This is a genomic window from Streptomyces sp. Root431 (genome assembly GCF_001426585.1).
Taxonomy (GTDB): domain Bacteria; phylum Actinomycetota; class Actinomycetes; order Streptomycetales; family Streptomycetaceae; genus Streptomyces; species Streptomyces stackebrandtii.
This window is the reverse complement of record NZ_LMEI01000010.1, coordinates 424,727-447,687: the sequence shown is the minus strand read 5'-3', so window position 1 is coordinate 447,687 and position 22,961 is coordinate 424,727. Positions and strand designations below refer to the sequence as shown.

The window sequence follows — 22,961 nt, the reverse complement described above, 5'->3', positions numbered from 1 at the left end:
GGACTTTTTCAAAGGAACCTCGACCATCCGAAGATGGACGGGGTATCAACTAATCTGGCGTTGATTTTTGGCACGCTGTTGAGTTCTCAAGGTGCGGACGCTTCCTTTGTACTCACCCTCGCGGGTTTTCCTCCGGGCTTTTCCTTCGTTCTTGCGTTTCCGACTCTATCAGATCTTTTCGATCCGATTTCCTCGGTGCTTTCCGGTCCCTTTTGTTTTCACTCCGGGGGCCTTTCGGCGGTTCCGACTTTATCAGAANCGTTTCCGACTCTATCAGATCTTTTCGATCCGATTTCCTCGGTGCTTTCCGGTCCCTTTTGTTTTCACTCCGGGGGCCTTTCGGCGGTTCCGACTTTATCAGAATCATTTCGGCCGACCTAATCGGCGGCTTTCGTGATTCGAATGAGAATCGGGATGACTCCGTGGAAAGAATTCCCGACCGGAGTGATTAAGACTCTACTTGATTGCTGCCGAACTGTCCAGTTCCAGGCAACCGTTTGAATCTACCTCCCCACGGCCACCGTGTCAACGGCTTTTGTGGGCACCGGAGGAGGCTAGCAGGTCAGAGGGGGTGTCCGCACATCAGGCTGCGGTGGGGAGGGAGGCGCTGCGGTCGGGTTCGTCGAGGTCGCCCGTGGTGCCGGTTCGGGAGGCGCGGCGGCCGAGGACGTAGACGTAGGCGAGAAAGGCCAGCTCAGCGGCGATGCCGATGGCGATGCGGGCCCAGGTGGGCAGGCCCGAGGGGGTGACGAAGCCTTCGATGAGGCCCGAGACGAAGAGGACGAGAGCCAGGCCGATCGCCATGCCGACGGCCGCGCGTCCTTGCTCCGCCAGGGCGGCGCGGCGGGTGGTGGGGCCGGGGTCGATGACCGTCCAGCCGAGGCGGAGGCCCGTGCCGGCGGCGACGAAGACCGCCGTCAGTTCGAGCAGGCCGTGGGGAAGGATCAGGCCCAGGAAGACGTCGAGGCGGCCGGCTGCGGACATGAGGCCGATGCCGACGCCCAGGTTGAGCATGTTGAGGAAGAGGATCCAGAGGACCGGGATGCCCAGGAACGCGCCGAGGACCAGGCACATGGCGGCGGCCTGGGCGTTGTTCGTCCAGACCTGGGCAGCGAAGGACGCCGCGGGGTGGCTGGAGTAGTACGTCTCGTACTGGCCGCCCGGGCGGGTCATCTCGCGGAGTTCGCTGGGGGCGCCGATCGAGGCCTGGACTTCCGGGTGCGTACCGATCCACCAGCCGATGAGGACGGCCAGCAGGGTGGAGAGGAGCGCCGTGGGGGCCCACCAGTGGCGGGAGCGGTAGACGGCCGCGGGGAAGCCGGCGGTGAGGAAGCGGGTGGCGTCGCGCCAGGAGGAGCGGCGGGTGCCGGTGACGGTGGCGCGGGCCCGGGCGACGAGCTGGGTCAGGCGGGCCGTGAGCTGGGGGTCCGGGGCGGTGGACTGGACGAGGGAGAGGTGCGTGGCCGTGCGCTGGTAGAGGGAGACGAGTTCGTCGGCTTCGGCGCCGGTGAGTCTGCCGCCCTTGCGCAGGAGGAGGTCCAGGCGTTCCCACTCGGCGCGGTGGGCGGTGACGTAGACGTCGAGGTCCATGATCGGCTGCTGCTCCAGGCACTGGCTGTGGACAGGTCCGTACTACTGCGGCGCGCTGCGGGTCAGCTTGGCAGACTGGCGTTCGGAGAGTCGGAGAGAGGTGGGCGCCGTGAGTGGGGTGGTGACGGGGGACGCCGTCGTCCTGGGGTTGCAGCCCGCGCGGCTGCCGAGCCGGGCGTTGGCGGTGCTCATCGACCTCGTGGTCGTGTGGACCGTCTATCTGCTGGTCACGCTGGGGCTCGCCGTCGCGACGGCGTCCTTGGACGAGGCCGCGATGACGGCGGTGTCGATCGCTTCCTTCCTGCTGGTGCTGGTGGGGGCGCCGATCGCGGTGGAGACGCTGTCGCACGGGCGGTCGCTGGGGAAGCTCGCCTGTGGGCTGCGGGTGGTGCGGGACGACGGGGGGCCGATCCGGTTCCGGCACGCGCTGGTCCGGGGTGCGATGGGGGTCGTGGAGATCCTGATGACCTTCGGGGTGATCGCCTGTATCGCCTCGCTGGTGTCCGAGCGGGGGCGGCGGATCGGTGACGTGTTCGCGGGGACCCTGGTCGTCCGGGAGCGCATACCCGCGGCGCGGGCCCTTGTGGTGCCTCCTCCGCCGCCGTGGCTCGTGGGGCGGTTCGCGGGGCTCGATCTGTCGGCGGTGCCGGAGAGCCTGTGGCTGGAGATACGTCAGTACCTGACGCGGGCGCGTGAGCTGGACGCCTTCGTGGGGCGGCGGCTCGCGGAGCGGCTGGCCGACGAACTGGTCGCGCGGACCGGGACGCCTCCGCCGCCGGGGGTGCCGGCCGACGCGTTTCTTGCGGGGGTGGTCGCCGAGCGGCAGGCGCGGGACTCCCGGCGGGCGTTCGCTCCGTCGCGGGAGGGCCTGGCCGCTGCTCCTGCTGCTTCCGTTGTCGCTCCGGTCGTCGTGCCGCCCGTTGTTCCCGTCGTTCCCGCTGCCGGGGCGGTGGCCGAGGAGGGCGGGCCGCGGGCCACCGGGTTCGCTCCGCCCGCCTGACGGTCAGGGGAAGACCGAGGGCGGCGTTTCGAGGGCTTCGAGTTCGATGCCGGGGGCCGCGAGGACCACGTCGCCGGCGATGTGGACGGTGTGCCGCTCCCCCGTGTCCAGGGTGCTGACCTGGTATTCGTCGACGGTCAGGGGGCCGTTGTCAGTGGCGTGCGCTTCACTTTTCAGCAGGGCCCAGGACTGGTCGACCGTGAGGGGGGCGAGCACCGGATCCGTGAAGGCGACGAGCCTGAGGCGGGTCTCGGGGGAATCGGGGGTGAGGCGCAGGAGTCGCGTGATCGCGACGAGGAATGCCGGGGACGTGCCGGTGAAGGCGTGGGCGCGCACATTGCCTTCGGTGGCGTGGGTTCCGGTGGGGTCCGTGCGGACCCAGGTGACGCCGTCGAGGGCCGCGCCGCGGACCTGCCAGCTCGCGGCGTTGAGTTCGAGGCGGATGGGGCGGCCGAGTTCGTCGACGGCCAGGTCGACGGAGCCGAGGTGGTCGCCGGAGGGGGTGACGGTCTGGGAGACGTAGCGCCAGCCGGAGGGGCCGGGGGCGCAGTGGAAGTGTTCTTCACCGAGGGGGGTGTGGTCGTGCGGGTCATGGAGCGAATATCGGCCGCGGGGCATGGGTCGGTCCTCGGGAGGGGGCGCTTCCAGGGGCGGTAGCGGGGGGGGACGGGGCAGGCCCCCCGACACGGGGGTGCGGGGGGCCTGCCTGAATCCTCTACGGGTGTCCGGGGCGGCGTCGCGTCGGTGCGCGGGTGCCGCCGGCGGGGTCATCAGTAGCGGTAGTGGTCCGGCTTGAACGGGCCGTCGACCTCGACGCCGATGTAGGCGGCCTGCTCCGGGCGGAGGGTCGTCAGCTTGACGCCGAGGGCGTCGAGGTGGAGACGGGCGACCTTCTCGTCCAGGTGCTTCGGCAGCGTGTAGACGTCGACCGGGTACTCCTCCGGCTTCGTGAAGAGCTCGATCTGGGCCAGGGTCTGGTCCGCGAAGGAGTTCGACATGACGAAGGAGGGGTGGCCCGTCGCGTTGCCGAGGTTCAGCAGGCGGCCCTCGGAGAGGACGATGAGGACCTTGCCGTCCGGGTAGGTCCAGGTGTGGACCTGCGGCTTGACCTCGTCCTTGACGACGCCGGCGGTGTTGGCGAGGCCGGCCATGTCGATCTCGTTGTCGAAGTGGCCGATGTTGCCGACGATGGCCTGGTGCTTCATCTTGGCCATGTCGGCGGCCATGATGATGTCCTTGTTGCCGGTCGTGGTGATGAAGATGTCGGCCGTCTCGACGACGTCGTCCAGGGTCGTGACCTGGTAGCCGTCCATGGCCGCCTGGAGCGCGCAGATCGGGTCGATCTCGGTGATGATGACGCGCGCGCCCTGGCCGCGGAGGGACTCGGCGCAGCCCTTGCCGACGTCGCCGTAGCCGCAGACGACGGCGGTCTTGCCGCCGATGAGGACGTCGGTGGCGCGGTTGATGCCGTCGATCAGGGAGTGGCGGCAGCCGTACTTGTTGTCGAACTTCGACTTCGTCACGGCGTCGTTCACGTTGATCGCCGGGAAGAGCAGGTCGCCCTCGCGGTGCATCTCGTACAGGCGGTGGACGCCGGTCGTGGTCTCCTCGGTCACGCCGCGGATCTCGGACGCCAGCTGGGTCCACTTCTGCGGGTTCTCGGTGAGGGTGCGGTTGAGGAGACGGAGGATGTGGCCGTACTCCTCGCTGTCCGCGGTGGACGGGTCCGGGGCGGAGCCGGCCTTCTCGAACTCGACGCCCTTGTGGACGAGGAGGGTGGCGTCACCACCGTCGTCGAGGATCATGTTCGGGCCGCCGGTGGGCGTGTTCGGCCAGGTGAGGGCCTGCTCCGTGCACCACCAGTACTCCTCCAGGGTCTCGCCCTTCCAGGCGAAGACCGGGACGCCCTGGGGGTTCTCCGGGGTGCCGTTCGGGCCGACGGCGATGGCCGCGGCGGCGTGGTCCTGGGTGGAGAAGATGTTGCAGGAGGCCCAGCGGACCTCGGCGCCGAGCGCGACCAGCGTCTCGATGAGGACGGCGGTCTGCACGGTCATGTGCAGGGAGCCGGTGACGCGGGCGCCGGCGAGCGGCTGCTGCTCGGCGTACTCGCGGCGGATCGACATCAGGCCGGGCATCTCGTGCTCGGCGAGGGTGATCTCCTTGCGGCCGAAGACGGCCAGGGAGAGATCGGCGACCTTGAAGTCCTGGTGGGCGGCAGTCGTCATGACTGTGCTGCTCCTCGTGTGATGGGAGTGCGAGGGTCGGTTGGGGCGCCGGGCACCACGGGAGGGCCTGGGCACAGGAATGCCCGGGCGGTTCCACGGTGCCGTCGTCGGAGGCCCTCTCTCCCTCGGACGGTCCGAGGGACCGCCCGACCGCCATCAGCAGCGACGTCTGGCTGATCTCGAATCTACACCGATCGGTGCGGCGGCCCACAGTCCGCATGGGGGCCAGTTCAGGCGGGATCGCGTCGGTTCCGGCCAGCGGCGGCCCGTTCTGGCTTGATCCACTCGATGAGTCGTACGCATGCACGAGGCCCCCGGGACCTGGGGTCGCGGGGGCCTCGTGGTGACGGCGGGGGTCGCCCCGCCGTGGTGGGTCAGTGGGCGGAGCCGCCCGGTGCCTTGGCCGGGTTCTCGCCCGCGGAGGCCGCGGTCTCGCTGTAGATGTCCGGCTCCAGGTAGATCACCCGGGCGATCGGGACGGCCGCGCGGATGCGCTCCTCCGCGGCGTTGATGGCGTTCGCGACCTCGGTCGCCGACTCGTCGTGGCGGACCGCGATCTTGGCCGCGACGAGCAGCTCCTCGGGGCCGAGGTGGAGCGTGCGCATGTGGATGAGGCGGGTGACGGTGTCGCCGTCGACGACGGCCGCCTCGATCTTCTGGACGTCGTCGACACCGGCGGACTCACCGAGGAGCAGCGACTTGGTCTCGGCGGCGAGCACGATCGCGATCAGGATGAGCAGGACACCGATGCAGAGGGTGCCGATGCCGTCCCAGACGCCGTTGCCGGTACCGAGGGCGAGGCCGACGCCGGCGAGGGCGAGCACCAGACCGACGAGGGCGCCGAGGTCCTCCAGGAGGACGACGGGGAGCTCGGGGGCCTTCGCCCGGCGGACGAACTGCGTCCAGGTGAGGCCGCCGCGGACCTCGTTCGACTCCTTGATCGCGGTCCGGAAGGAGAAGGACTCGGCGATGATCGCGAAGACGAGGACGCCGACCGGCCAGTACCAGGCCTCGATGGCGTGCGGGTCCTTGATCTTCTCGTAGCCCTCGTAGATGGCGAACATGCCACCGACGGAGAAGAGCACGATGGAGACGAGGAAGGCGTAGATGTAGCGCTCGCGGCCGTAGCCGAAGGGGTGCTGCGGGGTCGCTTCACGCTGGGCCTTCTTGCCGCCGAGAAGCAGCAGGCCCTGGTTGCCGGAGTCGGCGAGCGAGTGCACGCTCTCCGCGAGCATCGAGGACGACCCACTGAAGAGGTACGCCACGAACTTGGCTACGGCGATCGCGAGGTTGGCGGCGAGTGCCGCCACGATCGCCTTGGTTCCGCCTGACGCGCTCATGGGTGTACGGGGTCCCTTCGTCGATGCTCCGGCTCTGTCGCCGCGGTTCGGCCGGTCATTCTCGCATCAGGCCACGGCGGTCAGGCCACGACGGTCGCGCGAAAGACCGTTCCCTCGCCGGAGAGTTCGGTGGGCTCGCCCGCCGGCACGAAGACGGACTCCCCCGGGGCGAGCGTGACTTCGCCGGCCTTCGGGCGGCCCGCGACGGCGAGCAGGATCTGCGGCGTGGGGGTGGTGACGTCGGTCGGGGCGGCGCCCTCCGCCCGTACGAAGCGGGACAGGCGGAACTCGTCGATCGGGGTGTCGTAGACCTCCTCGCCCGAGGGGGAGGCCTCGGGGCGCAGGACGCCGGGGTCGTTCGGCTCGAAGCGGACGACCCGCAGGAGTTCGGGGACGTCGACGTGCTTGGGGGTGAGGCCGCAGCGCAGCACGTTGTCGGAGTTGGCCATGATCTCGACGCCCATGCCGTCGAGGTAGGCGTGCGGCACGCCCGCGCCCAGGTAGAGCGCCTCGCCCGGCTGGAGCAGGACGTGGTTGAGGAGCATGGCGGCGATGACGCCGGGGTCACTCGGGTAGTGGTGGGCGAGGCTCGCGAACGGGGCGTGGGCGCCGCCCAGGCGGTCCGCGGCGGCCGCCGCCTCGGCGACGGTGTGCGCCATCTCCTCGTGGTCGGCGGTCAGCAGGGCCGTCAGGACCTCGCGGAGTGCCGCCTCTTCGGGGTGGGCGTGGAGGAGGTCCACGTACGGCTTGAGGGAGTCGACGCCCAGCGCGGCGATGAGGTCGGCGGCCTCGGCGGGGGCGCGGAAGCCGCACAGTCCTTCGAAGGGGGTGAGGGCGCAGATCAGCTCGGGCTTGTGGTTCGCGTCCTTGTACGTGCGGTGCGGCGCGTCGACGGGGATGCCTGCCGCTTCCTCGGCCGCGAAGCCCGCGCGGGCCTGTTCCAGGTCGGGGTGGACCTGGAGGGAGAGCGGGGCGCCTGCCGCGAGCACCTTGAGCAGGAAGGGGAGGCGCGGGCCGAACTTCCCGACCGCGGCCTCGCCGAGCTCGCGGACGGGGTCGGCGGCGATCAGCCGGTCGAGCGGGCCGCGCTCGGTGCGGGAGGGGGCGCCGGGGTGGGCGCCCATCCACATCTCGGCCTGGGGTTCGCCGGTCGGGGCGACGCCGAGGAGTGCGGGGATGGCCGTCGTGGACCCCCAGGCGTAGGGACGGACGGTGTTGACGAGGCGGTCCATGATGCCTGCCAGCTCCTCGGGGTGGTGACGGATGGTGAGGGGTGTCGGGTGACAGGTGACAGGGGGCGGGTGACGGGTGGGTGAAGCGGCGGGGGGCGGGGTGGTGACGGAGTGGTGGACGGGGCGGGTGAGGCAGGGGTGAGGTGGTGTCAGTGGCCGTGGTCCGGGCGGCCCGGGGTCGCCAGGGCCAGGTAGACCGCGGCGAAGTCGGTCACGGCGAGCAGTTCGGCCAGGGTCTCCAGGTCGCCGCCCTCCTCCGGTTCCAGCTCGCTGATGGCCGTCCCGTGGCCGAGGGCCAGCTCCCGCGCCGCCGGGGCCGCGGTCAGGCCGTCGCCCGGCCGGTCGCGCAGGAGGACGACCCGGGCGCGCAGCGCCTGTGACTCCTCGACCCTGTCGCGGAAGAAGTCCTCGGGGTCCGCGCCCGCCGCGTAGTCACCCGCGAGCAGCACGCCGTGCGCGGGCAGGGCCTCGGGGAGCTCCGCCGCGAGCGCGGGCAGGCCGGCGAGCTCGGCGAGGACGCTCGCGAAGCGGCGGCCCGCGGGGCCCGCCGCGTTCCCCTCGGTCCAGATCAGCGGAAGCGAGTCGGCCAGTTCGGCCGCGAGCGTCTTGGCCGGGTTGCTGTACGTGGCGATGGCCGGGCCGCAGCGTTCTGCCGTCCGGTCGAGACGGTCGGCGACCTTCTCCAGGGCCTCCGGCGGCGCGTCGATCAGGCCGACGCGGTCGAGGAGGGCGAGGAGCGGGGTGAACAGGGCCCACAGCGCGCCGGGGCTCGCCGCGAGGCTCTCCGCGTACTCGTCGGGCGATTCGTTGGGGGCGATGGCCATCGGGACGAACAGGCCGTGCGAGCCGCCGACCGTCTCGGCGAGCGGCGAGGCCTTGGGGGCGACGGCGACGACCGTGATGCCGCGGCGGTACGCCTGCTCGGCGAGGACGGCGAGGCCGGGTTCGGAGCCGTCGGTGGTGGGCAGCAGGAGCAGGTCCACCGAGCCGGCCCAGCCCGGCAGGGCCCAGCGCAGGGCGCCGGCGGCGGGGGCGACGCCGGTCGGCTGGAGCCGTACGACGGGGGCGGAGGCTCCGGCGAGCGCGCCGATCAGGTCGGCGACGCCCGCGGCGGCGGTGCCGGGGCCCGCGACGAGGACGGCGCGGGGGCGGCCCTCGGGGTGCAGATCGGCGATGCCCGCCTCGCTGGCGTGGCGGGCGGCCGTCCGTACTCGGGCGCCTGCTTCGGCGGCCCCTCGGAGGAGGCCGCGGCGGTCGGCCAGGGCGAGGGCGTCCGGTGCGTCGAGGAGGGTCTCGTCGAGCATGTGGCGGTGCCTCCCGGGTGGGTGCGGGGTGTTCGCGGGTGGTGGTTCCTGGTGGTGTGCCCTGCCGTCGGCGGGGCGACTCGTATCCCCGCACGCACCGACCGTGCGGGAGGGAGCGCGGAGGTGCGGGTCCGTCCGTGGGTGGTGCCCGCCGTCGGCGGTGAACCCTCCGGGCGCGGTGGGCGGGACCCGTGGGCCGGGCCGGCCGTCGCCGTCGGACGACGGCCGTACGGGACTCCCTGCGGCTGCGGGGCGGTGCGCCGCGCGGTGGTGCGGGCGGTCGCGGGGCGGGCCGGGGTGGTGGGCGTGCCCGGGTGGTTCGGGGTGGGCCGTACGTCGAGGCACCCCGGGGCGGTGGCCCGGCGGGGGTTGCCTCGTGGGCGTACCGCACGGATCGGCCTGCCGGTGGGTGCTGCCGGGCGGCCCGGCCGTGCCGCCCTGGGAGGTGCGGGGCGTCCCCGGCCGGTCGGCGTCGTGGTGGTGCGTCCTTCGCCCGGCGCGCCGGTGGGAGGCGTCGTTCCGCGACCCGGGCCCGGTGGCGCGTGGCGTGGTCCGGGGCCGGGTGTCGGGGGGCTCGGGGCGGGGAGCACCGGTGGGTCAGGCCGGGCGGCGGGCCTCGTCGGTGAGGAGGACGGGGATGCCGTCGCGGACGGGGTACGCGAGGCCGCAGTCCGTGCCCGTGCAGACCAGCTCGGGGGTCTCGTCCGCCGTGCGGTCGTTCAGCGGAGCGTGGCACGCGGGGCAGGCCAGGATCTCCAGGAGGCCGGCTTCGAGCGGCATGGGGTGTCCCTTCGGAACAAACGGTGGTGGTGCTGCCCTTCGGGCCAGGTCAGCCTACCGCCGGGGGACGGGGGGCGCGGCTCGGCGGCCGGTCCTCCCGTACCCCCGGCGGGGTGGTGTCAGGCGGTCGCGCGGACCAGGGCCAGGACCTCGTCGCGGATCTTGGTCATGGTGGCCTCGTCGCGGGCCTCGACGTTGAGGCGGAGCAGCGGCTCGGTGTTGGACGCGCGGAGGTTGAACCACCAGTCGGCGGTGGTGATGGTGAGGCCGTCGAGCTCGTCGAGGGTGACGCCGTCACCGCCCTCGTACGTCGCCCTGACCTTGGCCGTGCTGGCCGCCTGGTCGGCGACCGTGGAGTTGATCTCGCCGGAGGAGGCGTAGCGGTCGTAGGCGGAGACCAGGTCGGAGAGGGTGCCCTCCTGGCCGCCGAGGGCCGCCAGGACGTGGAGCGCGGCGAGCATGCCCGTGTCCGCGTTCCAGAAGTCCTTGAAGTAGTAGTGCGCGGAGTGCTCGCCGCCGAAGATGGCGCCGGTCTTCGCCATCTCCTCCTTGATGAAGGAGTGGCCGACGCGGGTGCGGACGGGCGCGCCGCCGTTCTCGCGGACGACCTCGGGCACGGACCAGGAGGTGATCAGGTTGTGGATGATCGTTCCGCCGGGGTTCTTGGCGAGCTCGCGGGCGGCGACGAGGGCCGTGATCGCGGACGGGGAGACCGGCTCGCCGCGCTCGTCGACGACGAAGCAGCGGTCGGCGTCGCCGTCGAAGGCGAGGCCGAGGTCGGCGCCCTCGGCGAGGACGCGGGCCTGGAGGTCGACGATGTTCTTCGGGTCGAGGGGGTTGGCCTCATGGTTGGGGAAGGTGCCGTCGAGCTCGAAGTACATGGGGACGGTGTCGAGGGGGAGGCCCTCGAAGACCGTGGGGACGGTGTGGCCGCCCATGCCGTTGCCGGCGTCGACGACGACCTTCAGCGGGCGGATCGCGGTGAGGTCGACGAGGCCCTTGAGGTGGGCGGCGTAGTCGTCGAGGGTCTCGCGCTCGGTGATGGTGCCGGGGGTGGCGGCGGCCTCCGGGGCGCCGGTCTCCGTCCACTCCTCGGCGAGGGCGCGGATGTCGGCGAGGCCGGTGTCCTGGCCGACCGGGGCGGCGCCGGCGCGGCACATCTTGATGCCGTTGTACTGGGCCGGGTTGTGGGAGGCCGTGAACATCGCGCCCGGCAGGTCGAAGCTGCCCGAGGCGAAGTACAGCTGGTCGGTGGAGCAGAGCCCGATGAGGGTGACATCGGCACCGAGGCGGGCGGCGCCTCGCGCGAAGGCGGCCGAGAGGCCGGGGGACGAGGGCCGCATGTCGTGGCCGACGACGATCGCGTCCGCGTCCGTCACCCGTACGAAGGCGGCGCCGAAGAGCTCCGCGAGCGCCTCGTCCCACTGGTCCGGTACCACTCCGCGGACGTCGTACGCCTTCACGATCTGCGACAGATCGGCAGTCACGGATCCACCCTCCTGAGTTCTCGGCACGCGTGTGCGGCGCGTGTAGGAACGCCAAAACTACCCGGAGCGGATCGGGGGTACGCGGACGGTGGCCGGTTGGCGTCAGTTGTCGGGCGAACGGAGCACCCTGAGGTGCCCGCGGCGGCCGACCTCCATGGGGTCTCCGCCTCGGCCTCCGCCGCCCTTGCCGCCGGCCTCGGCCGTGCGCTCGTGGGGGCGGGCCGCCTCCCGTACCGCGTTGGCCAGGGCTTCGAGGTCGTCGCCGCTGGGGCGGGCCGGGGCGGAGGGATCGGTGAGCCGCACGACCTCCCAGCCGCGCGGCGCGGTGAGGCGCTCGCTGTGCTCGAGGCACAGGTCGTAGCAGTGGGGCTCGGCGTAGGTGGCGAGCGGGCCGAGGACCGCAGTCGAGTCGGCATAGACGTACGTCAGTGTCGCGACGGCAGGGCGGCCGCACGCGGTGCGCGAACAGCGACGTACAGGGCTCACGACGTTGGACGGTACCGCACTCTTGACCGGGCCGCGACGACTCTCCCTCAGGTCACTCCCCCGTGTCGCGCTGTGACCTCCGACACCCGCCCTCGTGTCGCGGCGGTGCTGACCTGCGTGGGAGAGGGCGTACGGCGGTGGGGGCAGGAAGCGATCCGGACAGTCGGGGATGCAAATCCGGTCAACCACGGCCAGATGGCCGATCGCGACACGCTGCCGAATCAGGCGCGCGGTTGGCCGGAATGTTCAGGTTTCGACAGTGGGGGTGGGGGCGCGGGGGAACGTGGCGAGGATCCGCCACGGTGCGGAAACACCTAGGAGGGTTACGCTGCGTCAGTGATGGACAGTCCTGTGCCGCCGAACCCCTCGCGCCCCTCCACGGAGCCCCCGGCGGAGCCTCGGGTCCGCCGCCGCGACCGTCACGGGCGCGGGATGCGGGGGCCGGTCGCCCCGCCCCAGGTGCCGCTCTCCACGAGCCGGGCCGACACCTTCCGCGATCTGGTGCTGGATTCGGTGGAGCGCCTCGAACGGCACTGGCCGCAGCTCGCGGACATCGAGTTCCTCGTGATGGAGGTGCCGCCGCCCGTGCCGGGCGAGACGGTGCCGCTGGGCGGTTCGGTCCCCGCCGACAAGGACGATCCCGCCCGGGTCGTCGTCTACCGGCGGCCGGTCGAGATCCGCTCGAAGAGCCGCGACGAGCGCGCGCTCCTCGTCCACGAGGTCGTCGTGGAGCAGGTGGCCGAGCTCCTCGGGCTCTCCCCGGAGTCGGTCGATCCCCGGTACGGGCAGGACTGATCCCTGGTAGGGGCGGGAGTAACCCCGCCGGTACGGGCAGGACTGACCGCCCGTACGGTCCGCCCTTACGGGGCTTCCCCGCCCCGCTTCAGTCCCCCAGGACCTGGAGGTCCTGGCGGGCCGACGGGACCTCGACCGTGCCCCGGTCGTCGACGAGGGTCTGGACCGTGAACATCTGCACGCCGTCCTCCGGCACGGCCAGCGACCGTGCCGCGTGCACCTTGCCGCCCGAGACCGGTTCCACGGTCAGCGCGTAGGCGCCCTTGAGGCCCTCGGGCACGAGGTCGGCCACGGTCGCCGTCGTCCCCGCCTTGACGGTGACGGTCTTCGACACCGGCGTGCCGCCGCGTGAACCCGCCGAGGCCGTGACCTTGACCTGGGCGTCGGCGCCGGGCGCCGTGAGGGCGAGCGTCGAGGCCTTGGCGCGGTTGTCGGCGACCGTCGCTCGGGCGGAGATCGCCGCGGTCGCCGGGATGAAGGCGATCTCGGTGTTCTCGCCCTTGCCGCGGACGATCTGGAGGGCGGCCACCACCGGGGTCGCCTTCTTCGGGTCGCTCGGGCTGAGCAGCAGGGAGCCCGCCTGGCCCCGGGTCAGGCCCGGCAGGTCGAGGGAGGCCGTCATCCCGGACTTGACGTGCAGGGAGCCGGAGCCGGCGCCCGCGGGGACGATCGTGCCGGTCGGGGTGGCCAGCTGGATCTTGAGGTCGGCGTCGTCGTCGCCGGGGACGAAGGCCACGAGCCGTACGGAGGTGGCGTCGGCCGGGATGCCGGGGAGCACGGCGCTGCTCGCCGGGTCGGCCGCGGCGGCGAGCCAGTCGCTGCCGAGCTTCTCGTCGGCCACGCCGATGGCGGCGCCGACGCGTCCGCTGCGGGTGGTGACGTGGACGGTGACGTCCCGCTGGGCGGCCTCGCCCGTGAGGGTGGAGAGGAGGACCGGGACCGTGGAGCGGGGCGGGACCGGGATGCCCTCGGTGAACTGGGACTTGAGTACGCCCTCGGGGCCGTACAGCTCGATGTCGGCGACGGCGCCCGTGTCGTCCGGGTTGGTGAGGTGGACGTAGTCCTGGCGCTCCTTGGCGGTGGAGGCTGCCGGGAACCAGAAGTCGGTGTCGGGGGCGCCGCAGGTGAGGCCGAGGAGGCCGCGAGCGCCGCCGGCCGTGACGACGGTGGTCTGCTGGACGGTCCAGCCGGGGGCCAGGGTGCCGGTCGCCGAGCCGGTGAGGGCGGGCACCGCACTGCCGTCGGCCTCGGCGGTCACGAGCTTGCCGGGGGCGGTGACGGTCGCGGGGGCCTTCGGGGCCTTGGTCTTCTTCTTGCCGCCGCCCGAGCCGCCGCGGGTCGCCCCGCTCGCCGCCGGCCTCAGCTGGGCCGTGGGCTGCTCGGCCTTGCCGCCCGTGCCGGTCGCGGCCGCGCCCGCCGTGCTCGTCGGGGTGTACGAGGTGTAGACGCTCTCGGCCACCTCGGAGGTGCTCGGGGCCGGGCAGACCAGGCCCGCGCGCTGCACCGGCAGCCGGGTGGGGGCCTTGGCCACGGGGGCCGCGGCGCCGTCCGAGGTGGTCAGGGTGGCGAAGCCGGTGACGGCTGCGAGGGCCGTGGCGACCGCGATCAGGGAGAGGGTCGTGCGCTTCACTGGTTGCTGCTCCCGTCGGGACGCTGCTCGGTCTCGTGACCCTGGGGGTACTCGTAGCCGTAGGCGTACGGGTCGTACTGCTGCTGCGGCTGCTGCTGGTCGTACTGCGCCTGCGGGTCGTACTGCTGCTGCTCGTAGCCCTGGTCGGCGTACTGCTGCTGCGGCTGCTGCTCGTAGCCCTGCTGGGGGTACGCGTACGGCTGCTGCTGGTACGGGTCCGCCGCGTACTCCTGGTAGTAGCTCTGGTCCGCGTACGGCTGGGCCTGCGCCGGGTCGTGGGCCTGGTTCTGTTCCTGGGCCTGGTCCTGGGCGGGCTGGGCGGTCTGGGCGTAGGCCGGGTCGTACCCGCCGCCTTCCCAGGCCTGCTCCTGGGGCTCGTACGCCTGCCGCTCCGGGATCGGGACGGGGACGGCGACCGGGTTCCGGTCCTCGTCCGGCGCCCCGGTCTCGGCACCCTCGGCGGCCTCCGCCTCGGCGGCGGCGCGGAGGCGGCGGGCGCGGCGGCCGTCGCCGTCGGTGGCCTGGGCGGGGATCGCGAGCTCCTCCTCGGGCAGGTCGTCGTCGATCTCGCGGCGGCGGCCCGGCAGGGCGAGGACGAGCAGGACGACGGCGAGGCCGACCTGCGTCCAGGTCCACACGGTGTGGGTGAGCGGCTGGTCGTGCGTGAGGTCGAGGCGGCCGCCCTGGGCGGGGAGCTCGAAGCCCTGGGCCCAGCCGTCGACGGTGGTCCTCGGCAGCTCCTTGCCGTCGAGGGTGGCGGTCCAGCCCTCGTCGGCGCGGTCGGCGACGCGCAGGACGCGGCCCGCGGGGCCGGCCGGGACGTCGGTGTGCGCCTCGACCGGGCCGGCGGCGACGGCGACGGACTTCGCGCTGTCGGCGGCGGCCGTGTCCCCGGTCGCCGCGGTGCCGTTCTTCGCGGCCGGCGGGACGATCATGATCCGGGCGATCTCGCGGTCCACGCGCCAGAGCGCGCTGCCGTCGAGCTGGCTGAGTCGGCTGAGGCCGGGGGTCGCGTCGAGGACGCGGCTCATCTGGCGCGGTGCCCCGTCCCGTACGAGGACGTAGCGGATCGCGTAGCCGCTGAGTTCCTGGGTCTGGTCGGCGCCGGAGCCGGCGACGAGGTGAGCGACGACCTGGTCGAGGCGGGGGTCGGTCTCGGCGGCCGCGGAGAGTTCGCCGTCGCCGAGGCGGGCGCCGGAGCCGCGGACCAGGGAGTACGCGACCTCGCCGGGCGAGGTGCCGCCGAGGACGAGGGTGCGGGGCTGGTCGCGCGTACCGCTCTCCTCGGCGACGAAGGCCGGGACCTGGACCGGGTCGCGCCTGGTCAGCGGGCCGTCGGCGCCGCCGATCATCCAGCCGGCGGCGGCGACGGCGGGGCCGACCGCGCAGGCGAGGGCGATGAGGGCCGCGACGGGCTGGCGCCAGCCGAAGCCGTGGGCCGCGACGCGGGTGCGCCCGCCCTCGGCGCCGATCATGCCGGCGGCGATGAGGGCCGCGCCGTAGACGAGGGTCGCCGGGCCTGCCCAGCCCGTGCCGTCCGCGCCGTTGGAGAGGACGGCGAAGAGGAGTCCGGCGAGGGCTGCCGCCCAGGCCGCGAGGACGGCGAACCTGCGCTCCTCGCGCAGGAGGCCCGCCAGGGCCGCCAGGACGAGGCCGATCAGGAGGAGCCCGCCGGTCGTGCCGGGCCCGCCCGGGCTCGTCGCGAGCAGGTCGAGCGCCGTGGCCGTGCCCGTACGGACGTCGAGGCCCGCCTCGCGCAGGAAGGCCGCGGGATGGGTCAGCAGGGACAGCGACCAGGGCGCGAGGGCGAGGATCGGGGTGCCGACGGCGGCGAGGAAGCGGAGCCCGTACGCGGTGATGTCGGAGCGGTGGACGACGAGCACGCCGAGGCCGAGGAGGACGGCGAGCGGCCACACGATCGGGGTGAACGCCGTCGCGAAGGTGAGCAGGAAGGCGTAGGCCCAGGTGGCGCGCCAGCTGCCGCGGTCCGGCCGGTTGAAGCCGTGGGCGGCGACCGCCGCGCGGGCGATCAGCGGGAGCAGGATCGCGAGGACGGCCGTGCCGAGCCGGCCGGTGGCGAGGGCCCCGGTGGCGGCGGGCAGGAACGCGTACGCGATGGCGCCCCAGGCGCGCAGGAGCTTGGACTCGACGATCGGGCGGGCCGCGAAGTACGCGGCGAAGCCTGCCAGCGGGACCGAGCAGACGAGCAGCAGGGTCAGCGCGGTGGAGGTGGAGCCGAGGAAGAGCGCGGAGAGCGCGGCCAGGACGGCGAGGTAGGGCGGGGCGGTCTGGGTGCCGCCCGTGCCGAGGGCGTGCCAGGCGTCGGCGTACCGCGACCAGAGCTCGGAGACGGTGTCGGGGGCGGGCAGCAGGGCGCCGCCGGCCAGCGAGCCGCCGGCGAAGAGGTTGCGGCAGGCGACGAGGGAGATGAGGAGCAGGAGGCCGAAGAGGACCGGGCCCGGCTTGCGGGCGATCTTCTTGAGGCGGGCGAACTGCTCGATCTCCAGGAAGTCGGCGTCGTCGCCGCCGGGTCCGGACTCGACGACGCCGTGGCGGGAGCCGCCGGAGTCGGCCTCGGAGCCGCCGACGTTGGCCGCGAGCTGTTCGACGGCGGCGCGGACGGTGGCGCCGGGCGGCGGGAAGAGGGGGCGGAGCTCGCTCGCGTCGACGGCGGCGTTCTTGCGCCGCTTGCGGGCGGCGAGGATCTTCTCGGGCCGCAGGAGGGTGGCGAGGAGGCCGGTGACCTCGTCGACGGCCTGACCGGGGACCTTGCCGACGAGCGAGGCGAGGGTGCGGACCAGGGTGCTGAGGACGAGGCGGAGCAGGACGTAGGGGAGCGCGCGGCCGCGGGTGTTGGCCAGGAGCGCGTAGACGGCGCCGGCCTTGTCGACGCGGTGCGGGCTCGCGGCCGTGCGGCCCGCGCAGTCGACGGTGCGGCGCTCGCGGGCGGACGCCTCGGCGTGCCGGAGGACGGCGTCGGGGGCGACGAGGACGCGGTGGCCCGCGGAGTGGGCTCGCCAGCACAGGTCGACGTCGTCGCGCATGAGGGGCAGGCGGCGGTCGAAGCCGCCGAGCTCCTCGAAGACGTCGCGACGGACGAGCATGCCGGCGGTGGAGACGGAGAGGACGGAGCGGACCTGGTCGTGCTGTCCCTGGTCCTGCTCGCGCCGGTCGAGTCCGGTCCAGCGGCGGCCGCTGTGGGCGATGGAGACGCCGACTTCGAGGAGCTGCTTCCGGTCGTACCAGCCGCGCAGCTTGGGGCCGATGACGGCGGCGTACGCGTCGGAGTCGGCGACGCGCAGGAGTTCGGCGAGGGCGCCGGGCTCGGGGGCGCAGTCGTCGTGGAGGAGCCAGAGCCACTGGACCGGTTCGCCGTGCGGGAGTTCGGGGAGGTCGTAGGCGTCGTCGTTCCACGTCCGGCTGACGGGGTCCCAGCCGCTCGGGCGCTTCAGGTACGGCAGGTCCTCGGGCCCCAGGACGGGGGCCGTGCGGGCGGCCTCCTCGACGGCGGTGCCGAAGCCGGTGCGGCGCGCGAGGTGCAGGACGCGGTCGGCGCCGATGGCGTCGGCGACGAGCCGTGCGGAGTCGTCGGCGCTGCCGGTGTCGGCGGCGACCACGTTCTGCACGGGGCGTTCCTGGGCGAGCAGCCCGGCGAGGGCGTCCGGCAGCCAGCGGGCGCCGTCGTGGGTGACGAGCACGGCGGTGACGACGTGTCGCGGAAACTCAGGAGTTGAGGACATCGAGCTACGGGCCCTCCGGCCGGGGGTCGCCCGCGGGGGGCGTGGGGTGCGTCTCGGACGGAGGCCCACACTAACGGCTGTGCGCGGGGCGGAACGCAGAACGGTCCGCCGCCTGTGGACAGAGCACAGGGGGCGGACCGTTCGTCATGTCCTGGTGTGCGCGCTTCCGCGCGCGCGGGCCGGAAGGCTTCGGGAGCCGTTCCGTGGCCGGTATCCGGTGGGTGGCCCGGGAGCGTGTGCCGCTCAGACGGCGGCCTTCTTCAGTCGGCGCCGCTCGCGCTCGGAGAGACCGCCCCAGATGCCGAACCGCTCGTCGTTCTGCAGGGCGTATTCGAGGCACTCGGAACGGACCTCGCAGGCGAGGCAGACCTTCTTGGCCTCGCGGGTCGAGCCGCCCTTCTCGGGGAAGAAGGACTCGGGATCGGTCTGGGCGCACAGCGCGCGCTCCTGCCAGCCGAGTTCCTCGTCCGCGTCCTCGACCAGCAGTTCCTGGAACAACTCGGTCATGTGCGCCCCTCGTCTGTTCTGTGCGTCCCCGTGATGTGGCCGTTGCCGAACCCGGCCGAACGACACGAGTGAAATTACAAGTTCGTGCTCTGTGCGAGTCAAGCCGAGATCTGCTATTGGGCCCCGTATTCACTCTGCGGAACCAAGCCTATGCGGAAAGTGTTCAAATCACCAAAAAACGTGACACATGCCACCGGCCTGGCCGTACCGCACGAGCCCTACGCAAGGAAGGACGTCCGAGACTTGGATCTTGTTGCGATCCAGCCATGGAAGCGATCCGGATCACATCCCGATCGCGGAGAGTGACGGGCGAGCCAGGGGCTCACCGCACGGGCGCCGCCATGTTTACGGGCACGGTTGATGCGCCATCTCTCCTGGTCCGCACGTGAACAAACCTTTCTCCGCGCACTGTAACCGGATGAGGTGAAACATTACCGCCAAATCGGGCATTGAGTTGACATCCGGGTCCCCCTCCCGCCACCTTTGGTGGCATGCCAGCGACCACTGCGACCGCCGCGACCCACGCCCGTGGGTTCCGCCGCGCTGTCCGGGTCGACTGTCGCTGTTGTTGTTCCAGCTGTTGATGCCGTAGAGCTCCAGCTTCTTCCCTCAAGCGTCACCCAGCGTCACATCGCGTCACTCCTCTCTCGCGTCATTTCGCGTCACCGCTCTTCGCGACCCCCACCGCTTCTGTTTCTGCTGAGGAACCTCCCCACCCATGAACATGGACAGCGACCTTCAGATCGCCGGCGACATCCTCGAGGTCCCGCACCTCCTCCAGCCCGAGCGCGCCCACCCCGTCACCGTGGCCGAGTTCGCCGGCCTCGCGCGCGCCATCGCCGACGACCGCTCCCAGTGGGCCCCGTACGTCGAGTACGACGCCACCACCCGCTGGTACCACCGGCTGCGCACCGGCCCCGGCTACGAGGTGTGGCTGCTCTCCTGGGTGCCCGGCCAGGGCAGCGGGCTCCACGACCACGGCCTCTCCTCCGGCGTCCTGACCGTCCTGGAGGGCGAGTTGACGGAGCGTACGGACAGGGGCGTGCGGACGCTCGACGGCGGCGCGCAGCGCGTGTTCGCGCCGGGATACGTCCACGAGGTCGTCAACGACTCCCTCGAACCGGCCGTCAGCCTGCACGTCTACTTCCCCGGCCTGACGGACATGCCCATGCACGAGTCGGTACAGGGCCAGTGCGCCCCGGCCGACCCGAGCGTCGTCGCCGCCTGACAGACTGCTGGACATGCGCATTGTGGTTCTGGCCGGTGGCATCGGTGGTGCCCGCTTCCTTCGCGGCCTCAAGCAGGCCGCCCCGGACGCGGAGATCACGGTCGTCGGCAACACCGGTGACGACATCCATCTCTTCGGGCTGAAGGTCTGCCCCGACCTGGACACGGTGATGTACACCCTCGGCGGTGGCATCAACGAGGAACAGGGCTGGGGCCGCCTCGACGAGTCCTTCACGGTCAAGGAGGAACTCGCGGCGTACGGCGTCGGACCCGAGTGGTTCGGCCTCGGCGACCGGGACTTCGCGACCCACATCGTCCGCACGCAGATGCTCGGCGCGGGCTTCCCGCTGAGCGCCGTCACCGAGGCGCTGTGCGCCCGCTGGCAGCCGGGCGTGCGGCTCCTCCCCATGTCCGACGACCGCGTCGAGACGCACGTCGCGATCGAGGTCGACGGCGAGCAGAAGGCCGTGCACTTCCAGGAGTACTGGGTGAAGCTGCGCGCCTCCGTGGACGCGAAGGCCGTCGTGCCGGTCGGCGCGGAGGCGGCGAAGCCCGCGCCGGGCGTCCTGGAGGCCATCGCCGCGGCGGACGTCATCCTCTTCCCGCCGTCCAACCCCGTGGTGAGCGTCGGGACGATCCTGGCCGTGCCCGGGATCCGCGAGGCGATCGTCGAGGCCGGCGCCGCCGGGACGCCGGTCGTGGGCCTCTCCCCCATCGTCGGCGACGCGCCCGTGCGCGGCATGGCCGACAAGGTGCTCGCGGCGGTCGGCGTGGAGGCCACCGCGACGGCGGTCGCCCTGCACTACGGCTCCGAACTCGTCGACGGCTGGCTCGTGGACACCGTGGACGCGGGCGCCGTGGCGGACGTCGAGGCGGCGGGCATCCGCTGCCGCGCGGTGCCGCTGATGATGACCGACGTGGAGGCGACGGCCGCGATGGCGCGCGAGGCGCTGGCGCTCGCCGAGGAGGTCCGCGGGTGACCGGCGGCCCTCCCGCGTACCGCGTCTGGGCCCTGGAGGGGCTGCCCGAGGTGGCGGCCGGGGACGATCTGGCGAAGCTCATCGCCTCCGCTTCGCCCTCGCCCGAGCTCGTCGACGGAGACGTCCTCCTCGTCACCTCCAAGATCGTGAGCAAGGCCGAGGGGCGGGTGATCGCCGCCGACGACCGGGAGGCGGCGATAGACGCCGAGACGGTACGGGTGGTGGCGCGGCGCGGCACGCTGCGGATCGTCGAGAACCGGCAGGGGCTCGTCATGGCCGCCGCCGGGGTCGACGCCTCCAACACCCCGTCCGGGACGGTGCTGTTGCTGCCGGAGGATCCCGACGCCTCGGCGCGGAGCATCCGTTCGGGGCTGCGGGAGGCGCTCGGCGTCGACGTCGGGGTCGTCGTCACGGACACCTTCGGGCGGCCCTGGCGCAGCGGCCTCACCGACGTCGCGATCGGCGCGGCCGGTGTGCGGGTCCTCGACGACCTGCGCGGCGGGACCGACGCGCACGGCAATCCGCTGAGCGCGACCGTGGTCGCCACCGCCGACGAACTCGCCGCCGCCGGCGACCTGGTGAAGGGCAAGGCGAGCGGGCTGCCGGTCGCCGTCGTCCGGGGCCTGCCGCACGTGGTGGCCGGGGACGAGGAGCCGGGGGCGCGGGCGCTCGTACGCGGCGCCGCCGACGACATGTTCCGGCTCGGGACGTCGGAGGCCGTACGGGAGGCGGTGACGCTGCGGCGGACCGTACGGGAGTTCACCGACGAGCCGGTCGACCCCGGCGCGGTACGGCGCGCGGTCGCCGCGGCCGTGACGGCGCCGGCCCCGCACCACACCACGCCCTGGCGGTTCGTCCTGCTCGAATCGCCGGAGTCGCGGGTGCGGCTGCTCGACGCGATGCGGGACGCGTGGATCGCGGACCTGCGGCGGGACGGGAAGTCCGAGGAGTCGGTGGCCAAGCGCGTGCGGCGCGGGGACGTTCTGCGCAACGCGCCCTATCTGGCCGTGCCCTGCCTCGTGACGGACGGCTCCCACCACTACGGCGATCCGCGCCGGGACGCCGCCGAGCGCGAGATGTTCGTGGTCGCGGCGGGCGCGGGCGTACAGAACTTCCTGGTGGCGCTCGCGGGCGAGCGGCTGGGCTCGGCGTGGGTGTCCTCGACGATGTTCTGCCGGGACGTCGTCCGGGAGGTCCTCGGGCTGCCGGAGGGCTGGGACCCGATGGGCGCGGTGGCGATCGGGCACGCGGCGGGGGCGCCGCGCGAGCGTCCGGTGCGGCGGGCGACGGAGTTCATCGAGGTGCGCTGAGCCTCTTTTTCAGAGGCGCGCGATGTTGCCGGGCGTCATGCGGGGCGCCCGGCGGGGCGGGACGCGGCCGCTGAGGAGGATCAGGCGGGCCGCGCGGTGGCGCTGGCCCGCGTACGGCGCCAGCAGGTCGAGCATCGCCGCGTCGTCCGCGGCGCGGTCGCCCGCGAGGGCCCAGCCCACGATGCCCGGGAGGTGGAGGTCGCCGGTGGTGACCTCGTCCGGAGCGCCGTTGCTGCGCTGGATCGTCTCCGCGGAGGTCCACGGGCCGATGCCCGGGATCAGTTCGAGGCGGGCACGGGCCTCGGCGGGCGCCATGTCCGCGGCCTCCTCCATCCGGCGGGCCACCCTCGCCGCGCGCACGATCGTCGCGGCGCGCTTGTCGTCGACGCCGGCGCGGTGCCACTCCCACGACGGGATCAGGGTCCAGGCCCTGGCCTCCGGCATCACGTGCATGCCGTCCGGCGACGGGCCGGGTGCCGGCTCGCCGTACTTCCGTACCAGCAACCGCCAGGCCCGGTAGGCCTCGTCCGTCGTGACCTTCTGCTCCAGGACCGACGGGATCAGGGACTCCAGGACCAGGCCCGTGCGGGTGAGGCGGAGGCCGGGGCGGCGGCGGTGCGTCGCGGCGAGGAGCTTGTGGCGGGGGACGAAGGCGGTCGGGTCGTCCTCGGCGCCGGTCAGCGCCGGGAGGCGCTCCAGGAGCCAGGGCCCGCCCGCGCCCCAGGCCTCGGCCGCGAGTCGGCCGTCGCGGACTTCGACCCGGATCGTGCCGGGGCCGTCGGGGGTGCGGCTGGCCCGCCAGACGGAGCCGTCGGGGGTGACGCGGAAGGTGGGGTCGGCGGGGCCGCGGCGGAGGGGGCCGAGGGTGAGGCCGAGGTCCGGGGTCGTCGCCGTCGCCGTCGCCGTCGCCGTCGCCGTCGCCGGACCCGGGTCCAGGTCCAGGTCCTGGACCTCGTCCTGGTTCGGCGGGGCGTCCGCCGTGGCGGGTACGGGGACGTGGCCGCCGCGCACCGTGGTGCGGGTGGTGGGGGTACGGGGTGGGAAGCGGCCGGCCATGGCTACGAGCGTAGCCGGGGCGTGTGCGGGGCTGGCCGGATTGTCCTTGCGGGGTCCCTGTGCGGGGCCTTGGTCCCGGGGGCGTGCGAGTCCCTGTGCGGGGCCTTGGTCCCGGGGCGTGCGGGTCCCGCCTGGTGCCGTGCGGGTCCTGGGGGTGGACGAGCAGGGGGACGGGCGCCGCCCTGGGGGCGTTGTGCCCACCCGTTCCGCCCCGGCGGAACGCATGCCCACAACGTGGCGGGTGCCGAAGCGCCCTGCGGTTGGCCGGGGTG

At 73.1% G+C, this 22,961-nt stretch carries 18 protein-coding genes; 5 read left to right on the top strand and 13 right to left on the bottom strand.

Annotated elements, in window-relative coordinates; translation table 11 throughout:
* Positions 1 to 582: 582 nt before the first annotated feature.
* Complete coding sequence (locus tag ASC82_RS19660; RefSeq protein WP_056649526.1) at positions 583 to 1,590, bottom strand: stage II sporulation protein M; 1,008 nt, start codon at positions 1,588 to 1,590, stop codon at positions 583 to 585.
* A 109-nt stretch (positions 1,591 to 1,699) separates the two neighbouring features.
* Here ASC82_RS19660 and ASC82_RS19655 point away from each other — a divergent pair, with 109 nt between their 5' ends.
* Complete coding sequence (locus ASC82_RS19655; RefSeq protein WP_056649664.1) at positions 1,700 to 2,590, top strand: RDD family protein; 891 nt, start codon at positions 1,700 to 1,702, stop codon at positions 2,588 to 2,590.
* 3 nt (positions 2,591 to 2,593) lie between these two features.
* Here the strand turns inward: ASC82_RS19655 and ASC82_RS19650 are convergent, their stop codons facing one another.
* The 8 genes from ASC82_RS19650 to ASC82_RS19615 all read right to left on the bottom strand — a co-directional run bounded on the left by ASC82_RS19650 (position 2,594) and on the right by ASC82_RS19615 (position 11,495).
* Complete coding sequence (locus tag ASC82_RS19650) at positions 2,594 to 3,208, bottom strand: hypothetical protein (protein ID WP_056649523.1); 615 nt, start codon at positions 3,206 to 3,208, stop codon at positions 2,594 to 2,596.
* Between the two features lie 152 nt (positions 3,209 to 3,360).
* A complete protein-coding gene (gene ahcY, locus ASC82_RS19645; RefSeq protein ID WP_056649520.1) occupies positions 3,361 to 4,815 on the bottom strand; it encodes an adenosylhomocysteinase in 1,455 nt (484 codons plus the stop codon).
* Positions 4,816 to 5,189: 374 nt separating this feature from the next.
* Entirely contained in the window at positions 5,190 to 6,155 is a 966-nt protein-coding gene (locus ASC82_RS19640; protein WP_056649515.1) for a cation diffusion facilitator family transporter, read from the bottom strand.
* Positions 6,156 to 6,235: 80 nt separating this feature from the next.
* Positions 6,236 to 7,387 carry a mannose-6-phosphate isomerase, class I gene (gene manA, locus ASC82_RS19635; protein WP_056649514.1) on the bottom strand — a complete coding sequence of 384 codons (1,152 nt, stop codon included), beginning with the start codon at positions 7,385 to 7,387 and terminating at the stop codon, positions 6,236 to 6,238.
* A 149-nt stretch (positions 7,388 to 7,536) separates the two neighbouring features.
* On the bottom strand, positions 7,537 to 8,691 hold the full coding sequence (locus tag ASC82_RS19630; RefSeq protein ID WP_056649511.1) for an SIS domain-containing protein: 1,155 nt from the start codon (positions 8,689 to 8,691) through the stop codon (positions 7,537 to 7,539).
* A 597-nt stretch (positions 8,692 to 9,288) separates the two neighbouring features.
* Entirely contained in the window at positions 9,289 to 9,471 is a 183-nt protein-coding gene (locus ASC82_RS19625) for a Trm112 family protein (protein WP_030221689.1), read from the bottom strand.
* A gap of 119 nt (positions 9,472 to 9,590) precedes the next feature.
* Positions 9,591 to 10,958 carry a phosphomannomutase/phosphoglucomutase gene (locus ASC82_RS19620; RefSeq protein ID WP_056649508.1) on the bottom strand — a complete coding sequence of 456 codons (1,368 nt, stop codon included), beginning with the start codon at positions 10,956 to 10,958 and terminating at the stop codon, positions 9,591 to 9,593.
* Positions 10,959 to 11,060: 102 nt separating this feature from the next.
* Positions 11,061 to 11,495 carry a DUF3499 domain-containing protein gene (locus ASC82_RS19615; protein ID WP_078627182.1) on the bottom strand — a complete coding sequence of 145 codons (435 nt, stop codon included), beginning with the start codon at positions 11,493 to 11,495 and terminating at the stop codon, positions 11,061 to 11,063.
* 288 nt (positions 11,496 to 11,783) lie between these two features.
* Here ASC82_RS19615 and ASC82_RS19610 point away from each other — a divergent pair, with 288 nt between their 5' ends.
* Positions 11,784 to 12,239 (top strand): metallopeptidase family protein, encoded by a 456-nt coding sequence (locus ASC82_RS19610; RefSeq protein ID WP_079039370.1) that lies wholly within the window; start codon positions 11,784 to 11,786, stop codon positions 12,237 to 12,239.
* Between the two features lie 88 nt (positions 12,240 to 12,327).
* Here the strand turns inward: ASC82_RS19610 and ASC82_RS19605 are convergent, their stop codons facing one another.
* The 3 genes from ASC82_RS19605 to ASC82_RS19595 all read right to left on the bottom strand — a co-directional run bounded on the left by ASC82_RS19605 (position 12,328) and on the right by ASC82_RS19595 (position 18,116).
* Entirely contained in the window at positions 12,328 to 13,869 is a 1,542-nt protein-coding gene (locus ASC82_RS19605) for a DUF5719 family protein (protein ID WP_056649502.1), read from the bottom strand.
* Positions 13,866 to 17,609: a glycosyltransferase gene (locus ASC82_RS19600; RefSeq protein WP_056649499.1), complete on the bottom strand. Its 3,744-nt coding sequence runs from the start codon at positions 17,607 to 17,609 to the stop codon at positions 13,866 to 13,868. The genes ASC82_RS19605 and ASC82_RS19600 overlap by 4 nt, the downstream gene beginning before the upstream one ends.
* A gap of 243 nt (positions 17,610 to 17,852) precedes the next feature.
* Entirely contained in the window at positions 17,853 to 18,116 is a 264-nt protein-coding gene (locus ASC82_RS19595) for a WhiB family transcriptional regulator (RefSeq protein ID WP_015033978.1), read from the bottom strand.
* Positions 18,117 to 18,834: 718 nt separating this feature from the next.
* Here ASC82_RS19595 and ASC82_RS19590 point away from each other — a divergent pair.
* Genes ASC82_RS19590 through ASC82_RS19580 form a run of 3 tightly spaced genes read left to right on the top strand, consistent with a single transcriptional unit; the run spans position 18,835 to position 21,633 of the window.
* A complete protein-coding gene (locus ASC82_RS19590) occupies positions 18,835 to 19,344 on the top strand; it encodes a cysteine dioxygenase family protein (RefSeq protein WP_056649496.1) in 510 nt (169 codons plus the stop codon).
* Between the two features lie 13 nt (positions 19,345 to 19,357).
* Positions 19,358 to 20,323 carry a 2-phospho-L-lactate transferase gene (cofD, locus tag ASC82_RS19585; protein WP_056649493.1) on the top strand — a complete coding sequence of 322 codons (966 nt, stop codon included), beginning with the start codon at positions 19,358 to 19,360 and terminating at the stop codon, positions 20,321 to 20,323.
* Positions 20,320 to 21,633: a coenzyme F420-0:L-glutamate ligase gene (locus tag ASC82_RS19580; RefSeq protein ID WP_056649490.1), complete on the top strand. Its 1,314-nt coding sequence runs from the start codon at positions 20,320 to 20,322 to the stop codon at positions 21,631 to 21,633. Before cofD ends, ASC82_RS19580 begins: the two co-directional genes overlap by 4 nt.
* Before the next feature lie 9 nt (positions 21,634 to 21,642).
* Here ASC82_RS19580 and ASC82_RS19575 read toward each other — a convergent pair whose 3' ends face one another.
* The gene (locus ASC82_RS19575; protein WP_056649487.1) at positions 21,643 to 22,689 is read right to left on the bottom strand and encodes a hypothetical protein; all 1,047 of its coding nucleotides are present in this window, start codon (positions 22,687 to 22,689) and stop codon (positions 21,643 to 21,645) included.
* Positions 22,690 to 22,961 lie beyond the last annotated feature (272 nt).